Below are 18253 nucleotides of genomic sequence, written 5' to 3'. Positions count from 1 at the left end.
CCAGTCGTCGATGCTGACGTACAGTGCGGTGAGAAGGGTGTTGAGGTCTGTTGTCACAAACCGATCGTCAACACCCTTCGTCATGTACACACTCCATCCCGCGGCGACTTAGGACTTACTCGTCTAGTAGGTGGGCAGGCTCGGGTCCACCATCTTGACCCAGCTCAGCACGCCGCCGCCCACGTGGACGGCGTCGGCGAAGCCGGCGTTCTTGACCACGGCGAGCGCCTCGGCCGAGCGCGCGCCGGACTTGCAGTGGAGCACGATGCGCTTGTCCTGGGGCAGCTTCTCCAGGGCGGAGCCGTTGAGGAACTCGCCCTTGGGGATCAGCGTGGCGCCGGGGATCGAGACGATCTCGTACTCGTTCGGCTCGCGGACGTCGACCAGGAAGATCGGCTCGTCGCGGTCCTGCATGGCCTTGAGCTCCAGCGCGGTGATCGTGGAGCCGCTGGCCGCCTCGGCGGCCTCCTCGGAGATCGCGCCGCAGAACGCCTCGTAGTCGTCGAGCAGCTGCGTGACCGTCGGGTTCTTGCCGCACAGGACGCACTCGGGGTCCTTGCGGACCTTGACGTCGCGGTACTTCATCTCGAGGGCGTCGTAGATCATCAGCCGTCCGACCAGCGGGTCGCCGATGCCGGTGAGCAGCTTGATGGCCTCGTTGACCTGGATGGCCCCGATCGACGCGCACAGCACGCCGAGCACGCCGCCCTCGGCGCACGACGGCACCATGCCGGGAGGCGGGGGCTCCGGGTAGAGGCAGCGGTAGCAGGGCCCGTGCTCGGCCCAGAACACGCTGGCCTGGCCGTCGAAGCGGTAGATCGAGCCCCAGACGTACGGCTTGCCGAGCAGCACCGCGGCGTCGTTCACCATGTAGCGCGTGGCGAAGTTGTCGGTGCCGTCGAGGATGAGGTCGTAGCCGGAGAAGATCTCCATCACGTTCTCGGTGGTCAGCGCCGTGTTGTGGATGATGACGTCGATCAGCGGGTTGATCTCGCGGACCGACGCGGCGGCGCTCTCGGACTTGAGCCTGCCCACGTCGGACTGGCCGTGGATGATCTGGCGCTGCAGGTTGGACTCATCGACCACGTCGAAGTCGATGATGCCGAGGGTGCCGACGCCCGCCGCAGCGAGGTACATCAGCGCGGGCGAGCCCAGGCCCCCGGCGCCGACACACAGCACCTTGGCGTTCTTCAGCCGCTTCTGCCCCGCCATGCCCACATCGGGAATGATCAGGTGGCGAGAGTAGCGGCGCACTTCGTCGACGGTCAGCTCTTCGGCCGGCTCGACCAGAGGTGGCAACGACACTTTCTACGCTCCCGTTCCAGGGGATCCCATCTCACCTTGAAACCTAGCTGGCGAGTGGGGCATTCCCCAATCGGGTCTCACCGATCAGACGGCGTGCCTCCGCGGCCACGACCTGCGGCATCTCCATCATCGCCACGTGGCCCGCCGTCGGCAGCAGGACGAGCCTGACCTGAGGAAAGGTCCGGTACGCCTTCGCGGCCATGGCGGGCCTGACCAGGCGGTCGTGCCGGCCGTGCACGATGAGCGCCGGGGCCTTGACCTTGGCGGCCTGGCGCCACAGGTTGCGCTCGCCGCGGCGGAAGTACTCGGCGACGATGCCCCTCGCCGAGCCGGTCACGGCCGTCGCGGAGTGCGGGAGGTCGTCGCGCCTGCGGAGCTCGTCGACGGCGTCGCGCAGGCGTACCGGATGGAGGCCGGCGGCGTCGGCCCAGACCATGGCCATGGAGGCGTTGACGCGGTACTCGGCGGGGACCAGGCGGAGCCGGTTCGCCATCCACTCGCCGAGCACGGGCAGCGCGGCGGCGGCCACGCGGGCGGGGCCGTACCTGGGGAGCAGGTCGGGCAGGGCCGGGGAGACCAGCGTGAGCGAGCGGACCAGGTCGGGGCGGCCGGCGGCGACCCTGACGGCGACCGCGCCGCCCAGCGAGTTGCCGAACAGGTGGGCCGGGCCCGTGTGCTCCATGAGCCCGATCACGGCCCTGGCGTGTCCCGCGACGCTGTAGTCGCCGTCGGCCGGAGCGGGCGAGAACCCGGCACCGGGGAGGTCGATGGCGTGGCCGGTGACGGTGTCCTTGAGCTCGTCCATGAGGTCGGTCCAGTTGGTGGCCGAGCCCGCCAGGCCGTGCACGAAGACCGCCTGCTCGCCTGGGCCTTGACCGGTCGACCTGACGTGCACCGAGCCGATCATGCGTCCCGGCCAGTGCGGAACCGGCTCCGCCGTCATGCCTCCCCCTTGTCGTCGCGCGAGCGTCCCTTCCTCGGTGGTTCAACGATAACCATCGGGTCCGCGTGAGGTCTTGATTCAGTACACAACGGTTTTAATCTCCATCTTTGGGACATCAGGCGCATAGACCCCCAACCTCGGACAGGGGGCATCATGCGCTACAGCCGTATCGCCGCGACCCTGGCGGCCGCGGCCATCGCAGGGGGCGGGCTCGCCGCGAGCGGCATGAGCCCGGCGTCCGCCGCCACGGTGCTCGACCACCCCCGATGCAAGTACGGGGTGCGGCACGTCAGGACGACGCTCAACGTCCGGGCCACGCCCGGCGGGCGGGTCGTCGACAAGCTCTACCCGGGGGACCACGCGTGGGGCAGCTGCCGGAAGTTCGGGAAGTGGCGGCGGGTGCGCGGGACCGAGAACGACAGGAAGGGCTTCGCGTACGTCCATTACCTGAAGCGGCTCGCCAGACGCTGACGCGCGCCTGCTCCGGTCGCGGGCCCCGTAGCGGGTCCGCGGCCGTTTTGTGCGCTCTGGCCATCCCCTAGCGGACATACCAGCCTATTTCATCTTATAGAGGTCTAATCGATCTCATGGCAGGCTAATCGTGAGGTAAAAGCTGTAGTCCGCCGTTTGCGGCTGTGAAGGCCGGAAACCATGACAACCAGCGGAACCCAGCGTGATAGCACGGGCACTCTCTGTCAGCGATGGGCGAGTCGAGGACGCGAGCATCGCCGGGGACCGCATCCAGCGGAAGACATCTGCCAGGGGAGGCGCCACGCCGGCCCCGGACAATGACGACCACCGTCCATTCCATGGCGACCGGTGCGCGACAGCATGCCCGCCGTCGGTTATTACGGCGCATTCAGAAAGCCGCCGTTCGTACGATATGAGATGTGTGGGCACTATCGCCATGCATTTGTTCGCTTTTCACGCTTGGACACGACGCCGACAGCACCACACTCGACCCCGCACGGGACAGAAGCACCCAAATCCGGCCCGATGCGAGGGTCAATGCTGCCCGAGATCACGTGCCAAGAGCGGCATAATCGGACATATCACGGCATTTCACTGGATAGATGTCTAATGCGAGCAATAGGAATGTTAATGCATAGCAAAATAGGTTGATTCCCGTTTGCCTGCCCGGCGACCCGGAAAAGACTTTCAGCGGATGACTCTTCAGCAGCCGTCCACGACCTGTTTTCAGGTAATCCGAGAACGTCGAGAACGGGGCAACAGTCCTTTAGGGGGAAAACGAAATGCCCAACCTCAAGAGTGTCATGGCGGGCCTCGCCATCAGCACGGCGCTGACCGGCGGTGTGGTCGGCCTGGGCGCCACCACTGCCAACGCCGACGGCACCCACTTCACCGGCCGCACGGTCTTCGCCGGCGACGACGACGGCGACGACGGCCTCGCCTTCCTGCCCTTCGTCAACGACGATGACGACGACGATGACGACAACGAGGACCTTGCGCTCCTCCTCGGGACCGGCGGCATCGGCGGCGGCTTCAACAACCGTGGCGGGTTCGGCGGCCGCCGTTGCCACCACGGCTGGGGCGGACGTCGGGGCCACCACAGGAACGTCTGTGTCACCGTCACCAACGACAACATCAACTTCAACAGGGACCGCAACCGCGACAAGCGCTTCGAGCACCGTAAGCACCAGGAGCGCGACGTCGAGCCGCTCGTGGTCCGCCGGCACCACCACCACGACCAGTAATTGACAGGCACAGGGATGAGTGCCCGTCTTCATGGTTGACCACCGTTCACGGACAGTGGATTCGGCCGCTGAATGCCGGGCGTCGGGTACGGTCCGCGTTTTCGCTTCGCGGACCGCACCCGAGGCTCATTTCTCCTCGTCTCACCGGTAATTCCTGGTGGGGGCTCCGTCGGCATCCGCAAGGAGGGAGCCCCCACCGCACCTTGTTCCGTTTCTCGTCACTGCGGAGCGCCGCAGGAGACAGCGGGAACTCCGCATGGCCGAATTGTCCTCGGCCATAGGGAAGTCTAGTGTCGGGCAAGACTGGATAATTCCGGTTTGCTGGCCATTTCAGTCGGAAACATACCGAGACGCGGATGGCCTTATTAATCGGCCATTCAAGTCGTTCCGGCATACCGGCAACGCCGGTTTTCGAGAAGCGTCGAGAACGGGGCAATCGATCCTTTAGGGGGAAAACGCAATGCCCAAGCTCAAGAGTGTCATGGCGGGCCTCGCCATCAGTACGGCTCTGGCCGGCGGCGTGGTCGCCGCGGGCGCGACGACGACTGCTGCGAGCGCCAGCACCGCCCAGATCAGCACCGGCACGGCCGTCCTCACCGGGGGACACGGTTGCGGCCCGCGCCGGTGCTGGGGCTGGGGCGGCTGGTGGCGGCGGCACCACCGTAACGAGCGCATGGACATCCACGTGTTCAACAGGAACCACAACTTCAACAGGCGGCACCAGAACGACCGGGACTTCGACAACGAGAGGTTCAAGGACACCGAGATCGAGCCCACGTTGATCGAGCGCGAGGACAAGCCCGAGTACGAGGAGCCCGCGGTCGAGGAGACCGAGGAGCCCGAGGAGCACGAGGACAACGGCTGGTGGGACAACTAGGGTCTCGATCTGAGACCGTGGCGCGTTTCCCACCGCCACACGGAGGCTCGCTCTCTCGGTGAGCTCCGAACATACGAGCGAGTGCCCGTATTCGCGTGGATCGCCCTCCCCAAGGAGGATGGGTCCGCCAGCGAATACGGGCACTCGCCTTTGTCTTTTCCGGCCGACGGCCGTGCCGGCTTCCCACCCACAGCCGGCACCCCACCCACGGCCGGTGCCCCCTCGCCCACGGCCGGTGTTCCCCTCCTGCCGCGGGCTTCCGCGCTGACCGGCGAGCTCCGTTCCGGTCGGCGGCGCCCGTAGGATGCCGCCGCCATCGAGCCGGCCTCCATGCTCCGCCGCCGCGGCGCACTCACATCACGCGCACCCGGCAGATCCGGCTCCCGGAACGCCGGACACTCCGTCACACGCCGGCGGTCCATGCGTGCGCCGCTCCCCCGGATGCGCGCGCCGCCGCTCTGAGGGGCGCGCTCCCGGCGATCGGGAGACGCCCTCCCCCCGGAAGGCCTCCAGCGGCGCGTTCTCGACCCGCCCCCAGTGTCGAAGGCGGCCTGCCGACCCGGCCTCGCGCCTCCTCACCTGGCCTCACGCCTTCTGACCCGGCCGCATACCTCCTGACCTGGCCGCACACCTCGCCCGCTCAGGCCACCCGCCCGTGAAGGATGGCGCATCGGCGTGAGGCGACGGCCCGTGTCTCGGAGGCCGGGGGCCGCAGGGCGGGGGCCGCAGGGCGGGGGCCGCCGCCACATCCACCCTCACGACATCAAAAGCCGTAAGTGCCCGCATTCACCGGATATATGACGATCTCCGCATGGAGAATGTCGATCCTGGCGAATACGGGCACCCGTGCGTGTGACCGGAGTTCATCGCGTTCGCGGTTCCTGAACAGCGCAGGAAATGCGCCCCAGGCTCAGGTCGAGACGCTACCTGGGTCAGTCGTCGAACCAGTCCCTGTCGCGGTCGCCGAACCGGTGGTGGTCACGCCGGTCGAACCGCCGGTCGAACCGCTGGTCGAACCGACGCTCGTGCCGGTCGTTCAGGTTGACGTTCCTGTTGATGTTGTGGATGAAGATCCGGATCTTGGGAAGACGGTTGCGCCGCCCCCAGCCTCCGCCGCAGCGCCGCCCACGGTGGCAGCCGGTCACGCCGGTGAGGACGGTGGTGCCGGCGCCGATCTTCGTGGCGGTGCCGGCGTTGGCCGCTGTCGTCGCCGCGCCCGCGGCGACGACACCGCCAGTCAGCGCGGTGCTGATGGCGAGGCCGGCCATCACACTCCTGAGCTTGGGCATTGCGGTTCCCCCCTAAAGGATCGATTGCCCTGTTCGCGTCGCTTCCCGAAAACCGGCTCGGCCGCGATTCCGGGAAACTCTGGATGTCCCGAGAAGCGAATCATCCGTAGTCTGGATATTTCCTTAGTAATGGTCAGCAAACCGACATTGTCTACTCTTGCCTGACACCAGGTATATGCATGGGGAAGCGGTAACGGCACATCATCTATAACCGCCGACGGCGACGCCGTGCACGCCGGAGTTCCGGCGGGCGGAGGCCCATGAAAAAGGCGCGCTGCGCAAAGGACACCGATTCCGCCGGATACAGCGCAGTGAGGGCTCCCCGGCCGATGCCAGTGGAGCCCTCATCGATAATCGCCACGCCGGAACGCGGAGAATGAAATCCCGGGCCGTACCGCGCAGAAGACGCAGACGTTTTCCGAGAGCCCGGCGATCACCGGCCGAATTCACGTTCCGTGGATCACGGCCGCCTGTGACAGCCGGGCGCTCATCCTCACACCGTCAGCGCACGGTCGAGTCTCGACGTCAGTCGAAGTCCTCGCCGAACAGGCCTCCGAGGCCGTGGTGGCGGTGGTGGTCGTTGTCCCTCTTGAAGATGTCCTGGCGGAACTCGCGGCGGTTGTCCCTGTCGCGGTTCAGGTTGACGTTGTTGTTGTGGACGAAGACGCGGACGTTCTCCCGGCGGTGGTGGTGGCGCCTGCCGCCCCAGCCCCAGCCGCAGCGACCCCAGCCACAGTGCCCGCCCGCGAAAGCGGACGTACCGGTGGTGGCCTGGGCGGTGCCGGCGTTGGCGGCGGACGTCATCGCGCCCGTGGCCACCACGCCGCCACCCAGCGCGGTACTGATGGCGAGACCCGCCATAACACTCTTGAGCTTGGGCATTTCGTTTTCCCCCTAAAGGATCTGTTGCCCCGTTCTCGACACTTCCGGATTACTCCGGAAGAAGTCTTGGACGGCTGCTGAAGAGTCATCCGCTGAATGTCATTGCCGAGGAGGTGGGGGTACAAACGGGATTCTCCCCATTTTGCTATGGATTAACAGTCTTATTGCTGGTATTAAACATTTATCTCGGGACATGTTATGAATTATCCCGATATGTCCTATTTGGGCCGAATTGTCAGAGGTCGGCGACGGGGGGTGCGGCGCTCGTACGCGGCGCAGCCGGGCTTTCCGCCGCAGGGGAAGGCTCCGAGACCGTCCCCGGCCGTCGGGACGCGCAGAAGGGCTGTCAGGGCTTCCGGGCCCATGTCGATGGCGGTCATGCCACGCCGAAGAGCCGCCCGGTCGAGGACGGCCTGAGGTGGGGACGATGACGTGAGGACGGTCTGAGGTGAGGACGGCCTGAGGTGGGGACCGCCTGGGGTGGTGTGCGCACGCGGCGCGGTCCCAGGCCTGCGCCGGCCGGGCCTCGCCCATGGAGGTGCGGGGAGCTCGCAGCCGTACGAGCCGGTGAATCGAAGAGAGGGACGGACACATCCCAGGGCCGGCGCATCTGAGCCGGTCGCTTGTGGGGCCGTGCGGGGGAAGGGCGGGCGTACCCGCAAGGGACAGGGGCCGGCCGAGCGCGCGGCTCAGCGTGCGGCGGGACGCCTCAGGGGATCGCTAGGCCGACTTGCGGGCCTTGCGCTTGGCGGGGGCCTTCTCCTCGTCCTTGGACTTGCCCCCGGCCTTCTTCTGCTTGGCGGGCGCCGCCCCGCCCTCGCGCTCCCGCTTCGCGGCCTCCACGCTGGCCCTCAGCGCCGCCATGAGGTCGACCGCCGGGCGGGCCTCCTCTTCCTCCCTGGCCGGCACGACCTCCTTGCCCGCCACCTTCGCCTCGATCACCTGCTGCAGCGCCTCGCGGTAGGCGTCGTGGTACTCGCTCGGGTCGAAGTCCGACTCCATGGTGGTGATCAGGGACTCGGCCATCTTGAGCTCCTGCGCCCGTACCTCGATGTCCTCCTCCAGGAAGCCGAAGTCGGGCGTGCGGACCTCGTCGGGCCAGAGCATGGTCTCCAGGACGAAGACGCCGTCACGCACGCGCAGCGTCGCCAGGGACTCGCGCTGCCGCAGCGCCACCTTGACCACGGCCACCTGGCCCGAGCTCTCCAGGGCGTCGCGCAGCAGCACGTACGGCTTCGCCCCCTGCGCGTCGGGCTCCAGGTAGTAGGACTTGGCGAAGTAGATCGGGTCGATCTGCTCGGCCGGGGCGAACTGCAGGACGTCGATCCTGCGGGACGTCGTCAGCGGCAGGTCCTCGAAGTCCTCGTCGGTGAGGATGACCATCTCGCCCGAGGCCAGTTCGTACCCCTTGGCGATGTCGGCGTACGCGACCTCCTCGCCGTCCACCGTGCACACGCGCTTGTAGCGGATGCGCCCGCCGTCCTCGCGGTGCACCTGGTGGAACGTCACGTCCTTCTGCTCGGTCGCGGAGTAGAGCTTGACGGGGATCGTGACCAGCCCAAAGGAGATCGCACCTTTCCAGATGCTGCGCATGGTCGCTCCTCAGCTCTCATTGGGTCGCCAATGGGCACATACCCGTCATGGTGCAAGCAATGCCATACCCGGTCGAACCGATGCTTGCCGTACCTGGGGAACTACCTCCTGATCGGGAGAGGTACGGGCTGGAGGTCAAGTGGGACGGCATCCGGGCGATCGTGCACCTCGACGGCGGGCTGAGGGTGACGGGCAGGCATGGGGTGGAGTACAAGCGGAGGTATCCGGAAATTTCGGGGTTCGGGGTCAAGAACGCGATCATCGACGGCGAGGTCGTCGCGCTCGACCGGCGCGGCAGGCCCAGCTTCGAGCGGCTGCAGCACAGGATGCACCTGACCGATCCCGAGCCGGTCATGCTGGAGCTGTACCCCATCACGTACATGCCCTTCGACCTGCTCTACCTCGACGGCCTGCCGCTGTTCGACCTGCCGTACCGGGACCGGCGGGCGCTGCTCGACGAGCTGGACGTCGGCGCTCCCCCGTACTTCCCCGGCGACTCCGACCTGCTCGCGGCCACGTACGAGCAGGGGCTCGAAGGCGTGGTCGCCAAGCGCCTTGACTCCCCCTACCGGGCCGGCACGCGCTCCCCCTGGTGGATCAAGGTCAAGAACCTGACCTCCAGGGAGGTCGTGATCGGCGGCTGGAAGCCCGGCAAGGGACGCCGGTCGGGCGGGGTCGGGTCGCTCGTGATGGGCGTGTTCACTGATCAGGGGCTCACGTACGTGGGACACGTCGGCACCGGGTTCACCGACGCCGTGCTCGACGACCTCCACCGGCGGATGCGTCCGCTGGAGATTTCGCGCAGCCCGTTCAGCAACGAGGTTCCGTGGAAGAACCGGTGGGTCAGACCGGAACTGGTCGGAGAGGTGGCGTACACCATGTGGACCGACGAACAACGGCTGCGGCACCCCGTGTGGCGCGGGCTGCGGCCCGACAAGCTCCCCTCGGAGGTGACCCGATGAAGGTGCCGGTCAAGGTCGACGGGCGCGAGCTGACGCTGAGCAACCTGGACAAGGTCCTCTATCCGGAGTACGGCTTCACCAAGGCCGAGATCATCGACTACTACAGCCGCATCGCCCCCGTGCTCCTCCCCCACCTCCAGGGCAGGCCCCTCACCGTCAAGCGCTACCCGAACGGCGTCACCGCCCAGTCGTTCTTCGAGAAGAACGCCCCCGAGCACACCCCGTCCTGGGTCAGGAAGGTCACCCTGCCCGCCCCCGGCAGCACCAAGAACCGCGAGACCATCGACTTCGCCGTCGTCGACGACCTGCCCACGCTCGTCTACTACGCCAACCTGGCCGCGCTGGAGCTGCACGTCCCCCAGTGGCGCGTCGACGAGGACGGCGAGGCGCTGCCGCCCGACATGATCGTGTTCGACCTCGACCCCGGACCGCCCGCGACGATCGTCGAGTGCTGCGAGGTGGCGCTCATGCTGCGCGAGGCGCTGGAGGAGGACGGTCTCACCGCCAGGCCCAAGACCAGCGGGAGCAAGGGCATGCAGCTGTACGCCGACTGGGACTGCCGCGAGGAGCCCTCCGACTACGCGAAGAAGCTGGCCCGCCGCCTCGAGAAGGAGCATCCCGAGCAGGTCGTCAGCGTGATGACGAAGAAGCTCAGGCCCGGCAAGGTGTTCATCGACTGGAGCCAGAACAACCCGGCCAAGACCACCGTGGCGCCCTACTCCCTGCGGGCCAAGGACCGGCCGACCGTCTCGACACCCCTGCTGTGGAAGGAGGTCGAGGGCTGCGAGAGGCCGGAGGAGCTGGTGTTCACCGCGCCCGACGTACTCGCGAGAGTGGAGAAGCGCGGCGACCTTTTCGGCCGGGCGTAGGCTGGAGCCGTCCACACCAAGAGGGGGACCAGAGATGTCGGAGATGGACATACGCGGGGACGAGCTCTCCTACGACGTGGAAGAGGAGGAGGAGCTGTCGATCGAGACGCCCGAGGCCGACGCGGCCGAGCAGCATCACGAGATACGCCACGGCTCCGGCAGGCTCCGCTACGAGCTGCCGCTCGACGTCGATCCCGCCGACGCGGCCGATCAGCACCGCGTGGTGGACCTCGACGACGACGAATACCGCTGACCGCGCGCGGCCGGCCGCACCGCCGGCCACGCGATGCTGACACGGCTTCGCGATGATCTCGGCCCGCGTCCGACGGCTCTTCCGGCGCCCCTTCCATGGCCGTGCCGATCGCCGGGAGCGGCGGGAGGACGACGGGCGAGGCCATGAATCCGCGGCCCGCCCGCACGTAGGATGTCCGCACAGCCCGCTGAGAGACCTATGGAGATCCGTGTGACCGCAACCCCGGATGCGAAGCCCCGGGGCACCCGGCTGCCCCGGCTGGCGCGCCGTCGGCAGCTGCTGAGCGCCGCGCAGGAAGTGTTCGTGCAGAACGGCTATCACGCGGCCGCCATGGACGAGATCGCCGACCGTGCGGGAGTCAGCAAGCCGGTGCTCTACCAGCACTTCCCCGGCAAGCTGGAGCTCTACCTCGCGCTGCTCGACCTCCACGTCGACGACATGGTCAACCGCTGCAGGGAGGCGCTCGCCTCCACCCACGAGAACAAACTGCGCGTGCAGGCCACGTTCAGCGCGTTCTTCGACTTCGTCTCCACGCAGGGCGAGGCGTTCCGGCTCGTGTTCGAGTCCGACCTGCGCAACGTCGCGCCGGTGCGCCAGCGGGTGGAGCGCTCGCTGCAGGAGTGCGCCGAGATGGTCAGCGCGGTCATCCAGGAGGACACCGGGTGCGCCAGCGACGAGGCGCACCTGCTCGGCATGGGCCTGGTCGGCATGGCCGAGGTGAGCGCCCGCTACTGGGTGACCACGCACGGCTCCATCCCGAAGGACGCGGCCGAGCAGCTCATGGCCCGGCTGGCCTGGCGGGGCATCAGCGGTTTTCCGCGTACGGCATAACCCGTTCGCTGGGCGCGATCAGTCACGGCGTACGCGGGTACTAGCCGCCACGATGGGAGTGAGCCAGCCCGTCGACTAAGGAGCCACGATGGAAGTCAAGATCGGCGTACGCTCCGTACACCGCGAACTCATTCTCGAGACCGACCTCACCTCCGAGGAGGTCGAGGAGCAGATCCGCAGCGCGCTGGCGGTCGAGCGTGGCGTGGTCGCCCTGACCGATGTGAAGGGGCGGCGGGTGGTGGTTCCCGTGGCCTCGATCGGCTTCGTCGAGATCGGCGAGGACGAGGCCCGGCCCGTCGGATTCGGCGGCACTCTCTGAGACTCGGGCCCTGGGGTACGGCTCTTCGCGCCGTACCCTTCCCGAGCCACGCTCCTTGTCGACGCCCTGCCCGCCGCCCATCCGGCGCCGGCCTCAGGGTCGGTGCGGGGCCTTAGGGTCGGTGCGGGGCTGTGCCGGTCCGCGCTCACCACGCTCAGCCCCCACCCGACCGCCACCCCCACCTGGGCCGTGGTCCCCTCCCGCCGTTGGCGGCGAGGGCGCGACCATCCGGCTCGGCATGCGCGGGCGTCCTCTAGAAGGCTTCGGCATGCGCGGACGTCCCCTGGAGGCCTCGGCATGCGCGGGCCTCCGCGAGAGGCAACGATCGCGCGTCCCGGGAGCGTCGCGCAGGACCGGGGGTCAGAGACCCATGGCGGCCATGCGCTTGTTGTGAGCCTCCGTCAACGTCGCGAAAAGTCGTGAAATATCGGCAGCGCCCTCCCCCGACACCAGCAGCGTCGCCAGCTCCGGCCGCGCCGACGCCACCTGCTGCCCCTGGCTGAGCGCCTCGCCGACGAGCCGGCGGGCCCACAGCGCCAGCCGCCCGGCCTTCGTGGGCGCGGCCTGGATCCCGGCCCTGACCCGCTCCACGGCGAACTGCGACCGCTCCTCGTCGACCAGCACCTCGTCCACCAGCTCGGCGATCGACGGGTCGAGGTGCCGGGCCGCCTCGCGGTAGAAGTCGAGCGCGATGCCGTCCCCCACGTACGTCTTGACCAGCGCCTGCAACCAGTCGCCCGGCCTGGTCTGCGCGTGCCAGGCGTCCAGGGCACCGACGAACGGCGACATGGCCTCGTCGGGGTCGGCCCCGAGTCGGGCGAGCCTGTCGCGCAACAGGCGGAAGTGGGCGTACTCGGTCACGGCCAGCTCGCTCAGCGCCGCGCGGTCGGCCAGCGTGGGCGCCAGCGTGGCCGCGTCCTCGGTCATCCTGGCGTACGCGCTGAGCTCCGCGTAGGCGAGCACACCGAGCAGGTCGACGACTCCTGGAGACTCGTTCATGAAAGGCAGCGTACTTCGGCGAATCTGTGGGAACATACGTGAGCTCGGCCAGCGTTGTGGTATCGAGTACACTGCTCTGTGAAAGTGCGACCGCACTGTGTTAGTCCGGGGGGATTTCCCCGGACACCCCCACTCCGGGTGCGCGGTCGCTGATGACGCGAGAGGGCTGGCTCTACCGCGAGGACCCACGTAACGGGGGCTGTTTTCCGCCCGTCGGTCCCGGCTAGGTCCGCCTTCATTTGAGAACTGAGGCAGGCCACGCTGACGACCTTCCGAGACCTCGGAGTCACACCAGAAATCGCCGATGCCCTTGAGACCGAGGGCATCGTCACACCGTTCCCCATCCAAGAGATGGCTCTCCCGCTCGCACTGAGCGGCCAGGACCTGATCGGCCAGGCACGCACAGGCACGGGCAAGACCTACGCGTTCGGCATTTCCATGCTCCAGGGCATCGGCAAGCCGCGCAAGAACCGCAAGAAGCCCCGCGGGCTCGTCGTCGTGCCGACGCGCGAGCTGGCCGTGCAGGTGAGCGAGGACCTCGTCACCGCCGCGGGCAAACTGGGCTCCCGCGTGCTGACCGTGTACGGCGGGCGCGCGTACGAGCCGCAGATCGAGGCACTCAAGGCCGGCGTCGACGTCATCGTCGGCACCCCCGGCCGCCTGCTCGACCTGGTCAAGCAGAAGCACCTCGACCTGAGCCAGATCACCACCCTCGTCCTCGACGAGGCCGACCGGATGCTCGACCTGGGCTTCCTGCCCGACGTCGAGCGGATCTTCAAGCTGATCCCCGCCCAGCGGCAGACGATGTTGTTCTCGGCGACCATGCCGGGCGAGGTCGTCGCGCTGTCGCGGAAATACCTCAACCGCCCGACCCATGTGCGCGCCGAGCACGAGAGCGGCGAGGGCGAGACCACGCCGCAGGTCCGCCAGATCGTGTGGCGGGCGCACCGCATGGACAAGATCGAGATCGTGGCGCGGCTGCTGCAGGCCGAGGGCCGCGGGCTCACCATGGTCTTCTGCGAGACCAAGCGGGCCTGCGACATGGTCGCCGAGCAGCTCGACACGCGGGGCTTCGCGGTCGCGGCCGTCCACGGCGACCTCGGCCAGGGCCAACGCGAGCAGGCGCTGCGCGCGTTCCGCAACGGCAAGATCGACGTGCTGGTGGCCACCGACGTGGCGGCCCGCGGCATCGACATCGACGACGTCACCCACGTGGTCAACTACGACTGCCCCACGGACGACAAGACGTACGTGCACCGCATCGGCCGCACCGGCCGGGCCGGGCGCACGGGCATCGCGGTCACGTTCGTGGAGTGGGAGGAGCTGACCCGCTGGAAGATGATCAACCAGATGCTCGGGCTCGACTTCGCCGAGCCCGAGGAGACCTACTCCACCTCGCCGCACGTCTACTCCGAGCTCAACATCCCCGAGGGCACCAAGGGCGTCCTGCCTCACGCTAACCGCTCGCGTGCCGGGCTGTCCGCGGAGCGCATCGAGGATCTCGGGGAGACGGGCAGGCCCCGCGGTCGTGGCGGCCGTCGCCGCGACGAGCGCGAGGAGCGCCCTGCCCGCACGCCGCGCCAGCGCCGCCGCACCCGCGGCGGCAAGGAGCTGGCGCAGACCGCAGCCGCCGAGACTCCGGAGGTCGAGCTCGTGGATGCCAGGGCGGAGGAGACTCCCGCGATCTTCTCGGCTGACGAGATCCAGGCGGCCGCCGAGCCGAGGCGGGCCCGCACGCGGAGGGGGGCGGCGTCGTCCGCCATCGAGCAGGCGCTCGCCGACGCCCCCGAGGCGCCGGTCAAGGCCACCGATCCCGGTCCGGGCGTGGAAGCGGCTCCCGAGGCCGCCGAGGCGCCGGTGCGGAGCACCCGTTCCCGCCGTGCCGAAGCCAAGCCCGCCGCCGCGGAGACGAGGCCCGCCGAGACAAGGGCCGCAGAGTCGCGGTCCGTCGAGGCGAGGCCCGTCGAGGCAAGGGCCGTCGAGGCAAGGGCCGTCGAGGCGTGGCCCGCCGCCGTCGAGTCCCGGCCCGCGAGCGCGCCCGTCGAGGAGCGGGAGCCGAGTTTCTTCGCGCCCCCGCCCGCGCCGGTGCGCACGGAGCCGGAGCGGATCATCCCACCCAACCCGTTCACGGTGATCTTCCAGTCACCCGACCTGGCCACGGACGACGACGACATCGCCCCGTCCGCGGCCACCGAGCGCAAGCAGCAGCGCCGCCAGTCCCGTGGCGGAGGCGGCGGCAACCGCCCCCGCCGCACAGGCTGAGCACCGCATGACAGGCGCGCACCCGAGCCCGGGTGCGCGCCTTTCCATGTCCCCGGCCAGGGCCAGGCGACGGGTTACCGGTGTCGAGCCGCTGACCTCTGGGTATTGTTGCCCCACGTGAGTACGCCGCGATTCCTCGATCTGCCTCCTGGCGTCGCACCGCAGAAGATCGAAACGCCGCAGGGCACGTTCGCGGCCCTGGACGCGCGACCGGTCAGCGGTGTGATTGAGCGCTGGCCGGCGCTGCTGGTCCCCGGCCTGACGGGCAGCAAGGAAGACTTCATCGCGGTGCTGATGACCCTGGCCCAGTCGGGGCGCAGGGTGGTGGCCATCGACCAGCGCGGCCAGTACGAAACCCCCGGCCCTGACGAGCCCGCCGCCTACACCTGCCCCGCGCTCGGCGCCGACGTCGACGCGCTCGCCCAGATCATCGGCGGCGGAGATCCCGTGCACCTGGTGGGCCACTCCTTCGGCGGGCTGGTGGCGAGGGAAGCGGTGATCGACGGGCGCACGAAGTTCGCGTCGTTCACCTTGATGAGCTCCGGCCCCGGGGCCATCGAGGGCCGGCGGGCGCTGGGCGGCCGGAAGATCATGGCCGAGGTCGACGCGTTCGGGCTCGAACACGTGTGGACCCACCGGCTGGAGCCCGAGGCGCTGGCCAACGACGTGTCCGACGACATCCTGGCGTTCCTGCGCAAGCGCCTGCTCACCAACTCGCCGACCGCGTTGGCGTGCATGGCCAAGCAGGTGCTGACCATGCACGACCGCACCGACGAGCTGCGCCAGATCGAGGTGCCCACCCTCGTGCTGTACGGCGAGCACGACGACGGCTGGCCGCCCGAGACGCAGTCGGAGATGGCCGACCGGCTCGGGGCCGACTCCGTGGTCGTGCCCGGGGCCGTGCACTCCCCGGCCGTCGAGGCGCCGGAGACGACGGCGGCGGCGCTGGTGAGGTTCTGGAACGCGGCGGAGAAGCACTATTTGGACACCAGATCCGGTGTCCTGTAATCCTGTCCCCACCATGGCGAACCTCGGAGAACTCGTCGTCCAGCCGCCGCACAGCGTGACGTGGAAGGTGCACCTCGACCGTTCGATGTGGGTGGGCGGCGTGCGCGGTCTCATGCTCCAGGCGCTGCACCCGCTGGCCATGCGCGGCGTCTGGCAGAACTCCACTTTCCAGGACGACCCGTTCGGACGGCTGCGCCGCACGGCCGACTTCGTGGGCCGGGTGACGTTCGGCAGCCCGAAGGAGGCCGACGAGATCGGCCGGCGGGTGCGCGGCATCCACCGGGCGCTGCGCATCCGCGATCCCGACACCGGCAGGACGCACCGGGTGGACGACCCCGAGCTGCTGCTGTGGGTGCACTGCGCGGAGGTGTCGTCGTACCTTGAGGCGGCCAGGCGCGGCGGGCTCGGGCTCACCGAGCGCCAGGCCGACCGCTACCTCTACGAGCAGCGCAGGAGCGCCACCTACGTCGGCCTGCACCTCGACGACGTGCCCGGCTCGTGCGCGGAGATGGATGCCTACTTCAAGCAGGTACGCCCCACCCTGCGCGTGACGGACGAGGCGGCCTCGACCGTGCGGTTCCTGATGTGGCCGAGGCTGCCGCACGATCTCCGGCTGCTGTCGCCTGGGAAGCCCGCCTACTTCCCCTTCGGCGCGCTCTGCTACTACACGCTGCCGGAGTGGGCCAGGCGCCTGTACGGCGCCCTGCCGGAGGTGCCCGGCGCGACCGTCACGGCGGCGCTGAAGGCGTTCAGGCTGGGGCTGAACTCCCTGCCCGAGCCGGTGTACGACCGCGTGTTCATGCCGGCCACGCGGGAGATGCTGCGGGCGTCGAGGGAACGGCTCGGCGCGGCCGGCTACGACGTGAGCAAGGGGCTCAGGGGCCTGACCGATCCGCGCCGGCGACCTGCCGTTCCGGCCGCCTGACCGGCAGGACCGACCCGCCCACCAGCACCGCCACGGACACGCCGGTCATCGTCCATGCGCTGCCGCCCAGGCCCCTGCCGTCGAACAGCACGCCGAGCAGGGAGGACGCGGTGGCGGCGCCCACGTACCTGGAGGCCTGGAAGAGCCCCACCGCGATGCCCGTGTCACGCGGGTCGGCGTGCACGAACACCAGCGAGTTCAGCGCGAACTGGCCGAGCGCCGAGGCCACCCCGAGCAGCGCCGCCACCGCGAGCACCAGCCAGACCGGCCCCACCTGGAGCATCAGGCAGGAGCCGCCGAGCAGCAGCGCCGCGCCCGCCACCAGCACCGTGCGCATGCCGGCCCGCCGCGCCAGCGCCACGGCGACCGGCGTCATGACGATCGCCAGCCCGGCCATGGGCAGGACCAGCAGCCCGGCGATGTGCGCCGGCAGGCCCGCCGAGCTCTGCGCCCACAGCGGCACCACGAAGAACGCCGAGTAGAACACCACGTTGACCAGGGCGAACTGGCCGCACGTCGCCATCAGCTGGGGGCGCGGGCGGGGCAGCAGGGCCTGGTTGCGGCCTTCCACGCGCACCTTGGGCAGCCAGCGCAGCGCCACCACCAGCGCGACCGCCGCGAGCGGCAGGTTGACCAGGAAGATCGCCCGCCAGCCCCACCACGAGACCAGGAACCCGCCGAGCACCGGCCCGGCGGCGGCGCTGGCGGTGAGCACCATGGAGATCGTCGCGATCACGCGCGGCGGCGGCCTCCCGTCCTCGCCCGGCATCGCGGCCTGCACGATCGCCATCCCGGCGGGCATCGTCGCGCAACTCCCGAACGCCTGCAGCAGCCTGACCACGACCAGCGCCGGATACGACGGGGCGAGGGCGGCCAGCACGCCCGTGACGGCCATCGTCACCAGCCCGGCGCAGAACACCAGCCTCGGGCCCAGCCGGTCCGCCAGCGTGCCCATCAGGGGCGGGACCATGATGCCTGCCAGGTAGAAGCCGGCGGCCAGCCAGGTCACGGCGGCGATGCCGACGTGGAACTCGGCCTCGATGTGGGCCAGCGCTACGGCGATCATGGAGGAGTTGAGCGGGTTGAACAACGAGCCCACCGCCACGGCCGCCGGTAACCGCCCCACACGTGTCACTTTTCGGTCATAACCACTGACGCCGCAGATGTCCACCCAACGGCCCTGGTGGTCGCGCGGCGGCTCACACCCTGCCGCCTCCCTCC

The 18253-nt window shown here is 69.0% G+C and carries 18 protein-coding genes; 11 read left to right on the top strand and 7 right to left on the bottom strand.

Going from position 1 to position 18253, the window contains the following annotated elements; all coding sequences use genetic code 11:
- Positions 1–123: 123 nt before the first annotated feature.
- Both moeZ and FH608_RS32505 read right to left on the bottom strand, forming a co-directional pair.
- A complete protein-coding gene (gene moeZ / locus FH608_RS32510; protein ID WP_139637232.1) occupies positions 124–1305 on the bottom strand; it encodes an adenylyltransferase/sulfurtransferase MoeZ in 1182 nt (393 codons plus the stop codon).
- Positions 1306–1348: 43 nt separating this feature from the next.
- Positions 1349–2248, bottom strand: coding sequence for an alpha/beta fold hydrolase (locus FH608_RS32505; protein WP_139637231.1), 900 nt, complete (start codon positions 2246–2248; stop codon positions 1349–1351).
- A gap of 153 nt (positions 2249–2401) precedes the next feature.
- On the opposite strand from FH608_RS32505, the gene FH608_RS32500 reads away from it, so the two are divergent.
- From FH608_RS32500 to FH608_RS32490, 3 genes are all read left to right on the top strand, one after another.
- Positions 2402–2719, top strand: a complete 318-nt coding sequence (locus FH608_RS32500; protein WP_139637230.1) for an SH3 domain-containing protein — start codon at positions 2402–2404, stop codon at positions 2717–2719.
- A gap of 782 nt (positions 2720–3501) precedes the next feature.
- Entirely contained in the window at positions 3502–3963 is a 462-nt protein-coding gene (locus FH608_RS32495; RefSeq protein ID WP_139637229.1) for a hypothetical protein, read from the top strand.
- Between the two features lie 460 nt (positions 3964–4423).
- Complete coding sequence (locus FH608_RS32490; protein WP_139637228.1) at positions 4424–4840, top strand: hypothetical protein; 417 nt, start codon at positions 4424–4426, stop codon at positions 4838–4840.
- A gap of 932 nt (positions 4841–5772) precedes the next feature.
- Here FH608_RS32490 and FH608_RS32485 read toward each other — a convergent pair.
- The 3 genes from FH608_RS32485 to ku form a co-directional block, all read right to left on the bottom strand.
- A complete protein-coding gene (locus FH608_RS32485) occupies positions 5773–6129 on the bottom strand; it encodes a hypothetical protein (RefSeq protein ID WP_139637227.1) in 357 nt (118 codons plus the stop codon).
- A 525-nt stretch (positions 6130–6654) separates the two neighbouring features.
- A complete protein-coding gene (locus tag FH608_RS32480; protein ID WP_139637226.1) occupies positions 6655–7011 on the bottom strand; it encodes a hypothetical protein in 357 nt (118 codons plus the stop codon).
- A gap of 720 nt (positions 7012–7731) precedes the next feature.
- Positions 7732–8604: a non-homologous end joining protein Ku gene (gene ku / locus FH608_RS32475; RefSeq protein WP_139637225.1), complete on the bottom strand. Its 873-nt coding sequence runs from the start codon at positions 8602–8604 to the stop codon at positions 7732–7734.
- 59 nt (positions 8605–8663) lie between these two features.
- Between ku and ligD (FH608_RS32470) the strand changes: the two genes are divergently transcribed.
- The 5 genes from ligD (FH608_RS32470) (at position 8664) to FH608_RS32450 (ending at position 11838) form a co-directional block, all read left to right on the top strand.
- A complete protein-coding gene (ligD, locus tag FH608_RS32470) occupies positions 8664–9566 on the top strand; it encodes a non-homologous end-joining DNA ligase (RefSeq protein ID WP_226900091.1) in 903 nt (300 codons plus the stop codon).
- Positions 9563–10435, top strand: a complete 873-nt coding sequence (gene ligD / locus FH608_RS32465; RefSeq protein ID WP_139637224.1) for a non-homologous end-joining DNA ligase — start codon at positions 9563–9565, stop codon at positions 10433–10435. The genes ligD (FH608_RS32470) and ligD (FH608_RS32465) overlap by 4 nt, the downstream gene beginning before the upstream one ends.
- A 43-nt stretch (positions 10436–10478) precedes the next feature.
- Positions 10479–10688: a hypothetical protein gene (locus tag FH608_RS32460; RefSeq protein WP_139637223.1), complete on the top strand. Its 210-nt coding sequence runs from the start codon at positions 10479–10481 to the stop codon at positions 10686–10688.
- Between the two features lie 210 nt (positions 10689–10898).
- On the top strand, positions 10899–11519 hold the full coding sequence (locus FH608_RS32455) for a TetR/AcrR family transcriptional regulator (protein WP_226900090.1): 621 nt from the start codon (positions 10899–10901) through the stop codon (positions 11517–11519).
- Positions 11520–11607: 88 nt separating this feature from the next.
- A complete protein-coding gene (locus FH608_RS32450) occupies positions 11608–11838 on the top strand; it encodes a DUF3107 domain-containing protein (protein ID WP_139637221.1) in 231 nt (76 codons plus the stop codon).
- A 360-nt stretch (positions 11839–12198) separates the two neighbouring features.
- On the opposite strand, the gene FH608_RS32445 is transcribed toward FH608_RS32450, so the two are convergent.
- Positions 12199–12837: a ferritin-like fold-containing protein gene (locus FH608_RS32445; RefSeq protein ID WP_193318749.1), complete on the bottom strand. Its 639-nt coding sequence runs from the start codon at positions 12835–12837 to the stop codon at positions 12199–12201.
- Between the two features lie 351 nt (positions 12838–13188).
- Here FH608_RS32445 and FH608_RS32440 point away from each other — a divergent pair, with 351 nt between their 5' ends.
- The 3 genes from FH608_RS32440 (at position 13189) to FH608_RS32430 (ending at position 17032) form a co-directional block, all read left to right on the top strand.
- Positions 13189–15099, top strand: a complete 1911-nt coding sequence (locus FH608_RS32440) for a DEAD/DEAH box helicase (protein ID WP_226900089.1) — start codon at positions 13189–13191, stop codon at positions 15097–15099.
- A 117-nt stretch (positions 15100–15216) separates the two neighbouring features.
- Entirely contained in the window at positions 15217–16107 is an 891-nt protein-coding gene (locus tag FH608_RS32435; RefSeq protein WP_139637218.1) for an alpha/beta fold hydrolase, read from the top strand.
- Between the two features lie 13 nt (positions 16108–16120).
- Entirely contained in the window at positions 16121–17032 is a 912-nt protein-coding gene (locus tag FH608_RS32430; protein WP_139637217.1) for an oxygenase MpaB family protein, read from the top strand.
- On the opposite strand, the gene FH608_RS32425 is transcribed toward FH608_RS32430, so the two are convergent.
- A complete protein-coding gene (locus FH608_RS32425; protein ID WP_139637216.1) occupies positions 16983–18158 on the bottom strand; it encodes an MFS transporter in 1176 nt (391 codons plus the stop codon). The genes FH608_RS32430 and FH608_RS32425 overlap by 50 nt on opposite strands.
- Positions 18159–18253: the final 95 nt, after the last annotated feature.

Origin of the sequence: Nonomuraea phyllanthi, from assembly GCF_006334985.2 — a bacterium.
GTDB lineage: Bacteria > Actinomycetota > Actinomycetes > Streptosporangiales > Streptosporangiaceae > Nonomuraea > Nonomuraea phyllanthi.
Note: the sequence above shows the minus strand (reverse complement) of the source record. Positions and strands in the feature narration are given on the sequence as shown.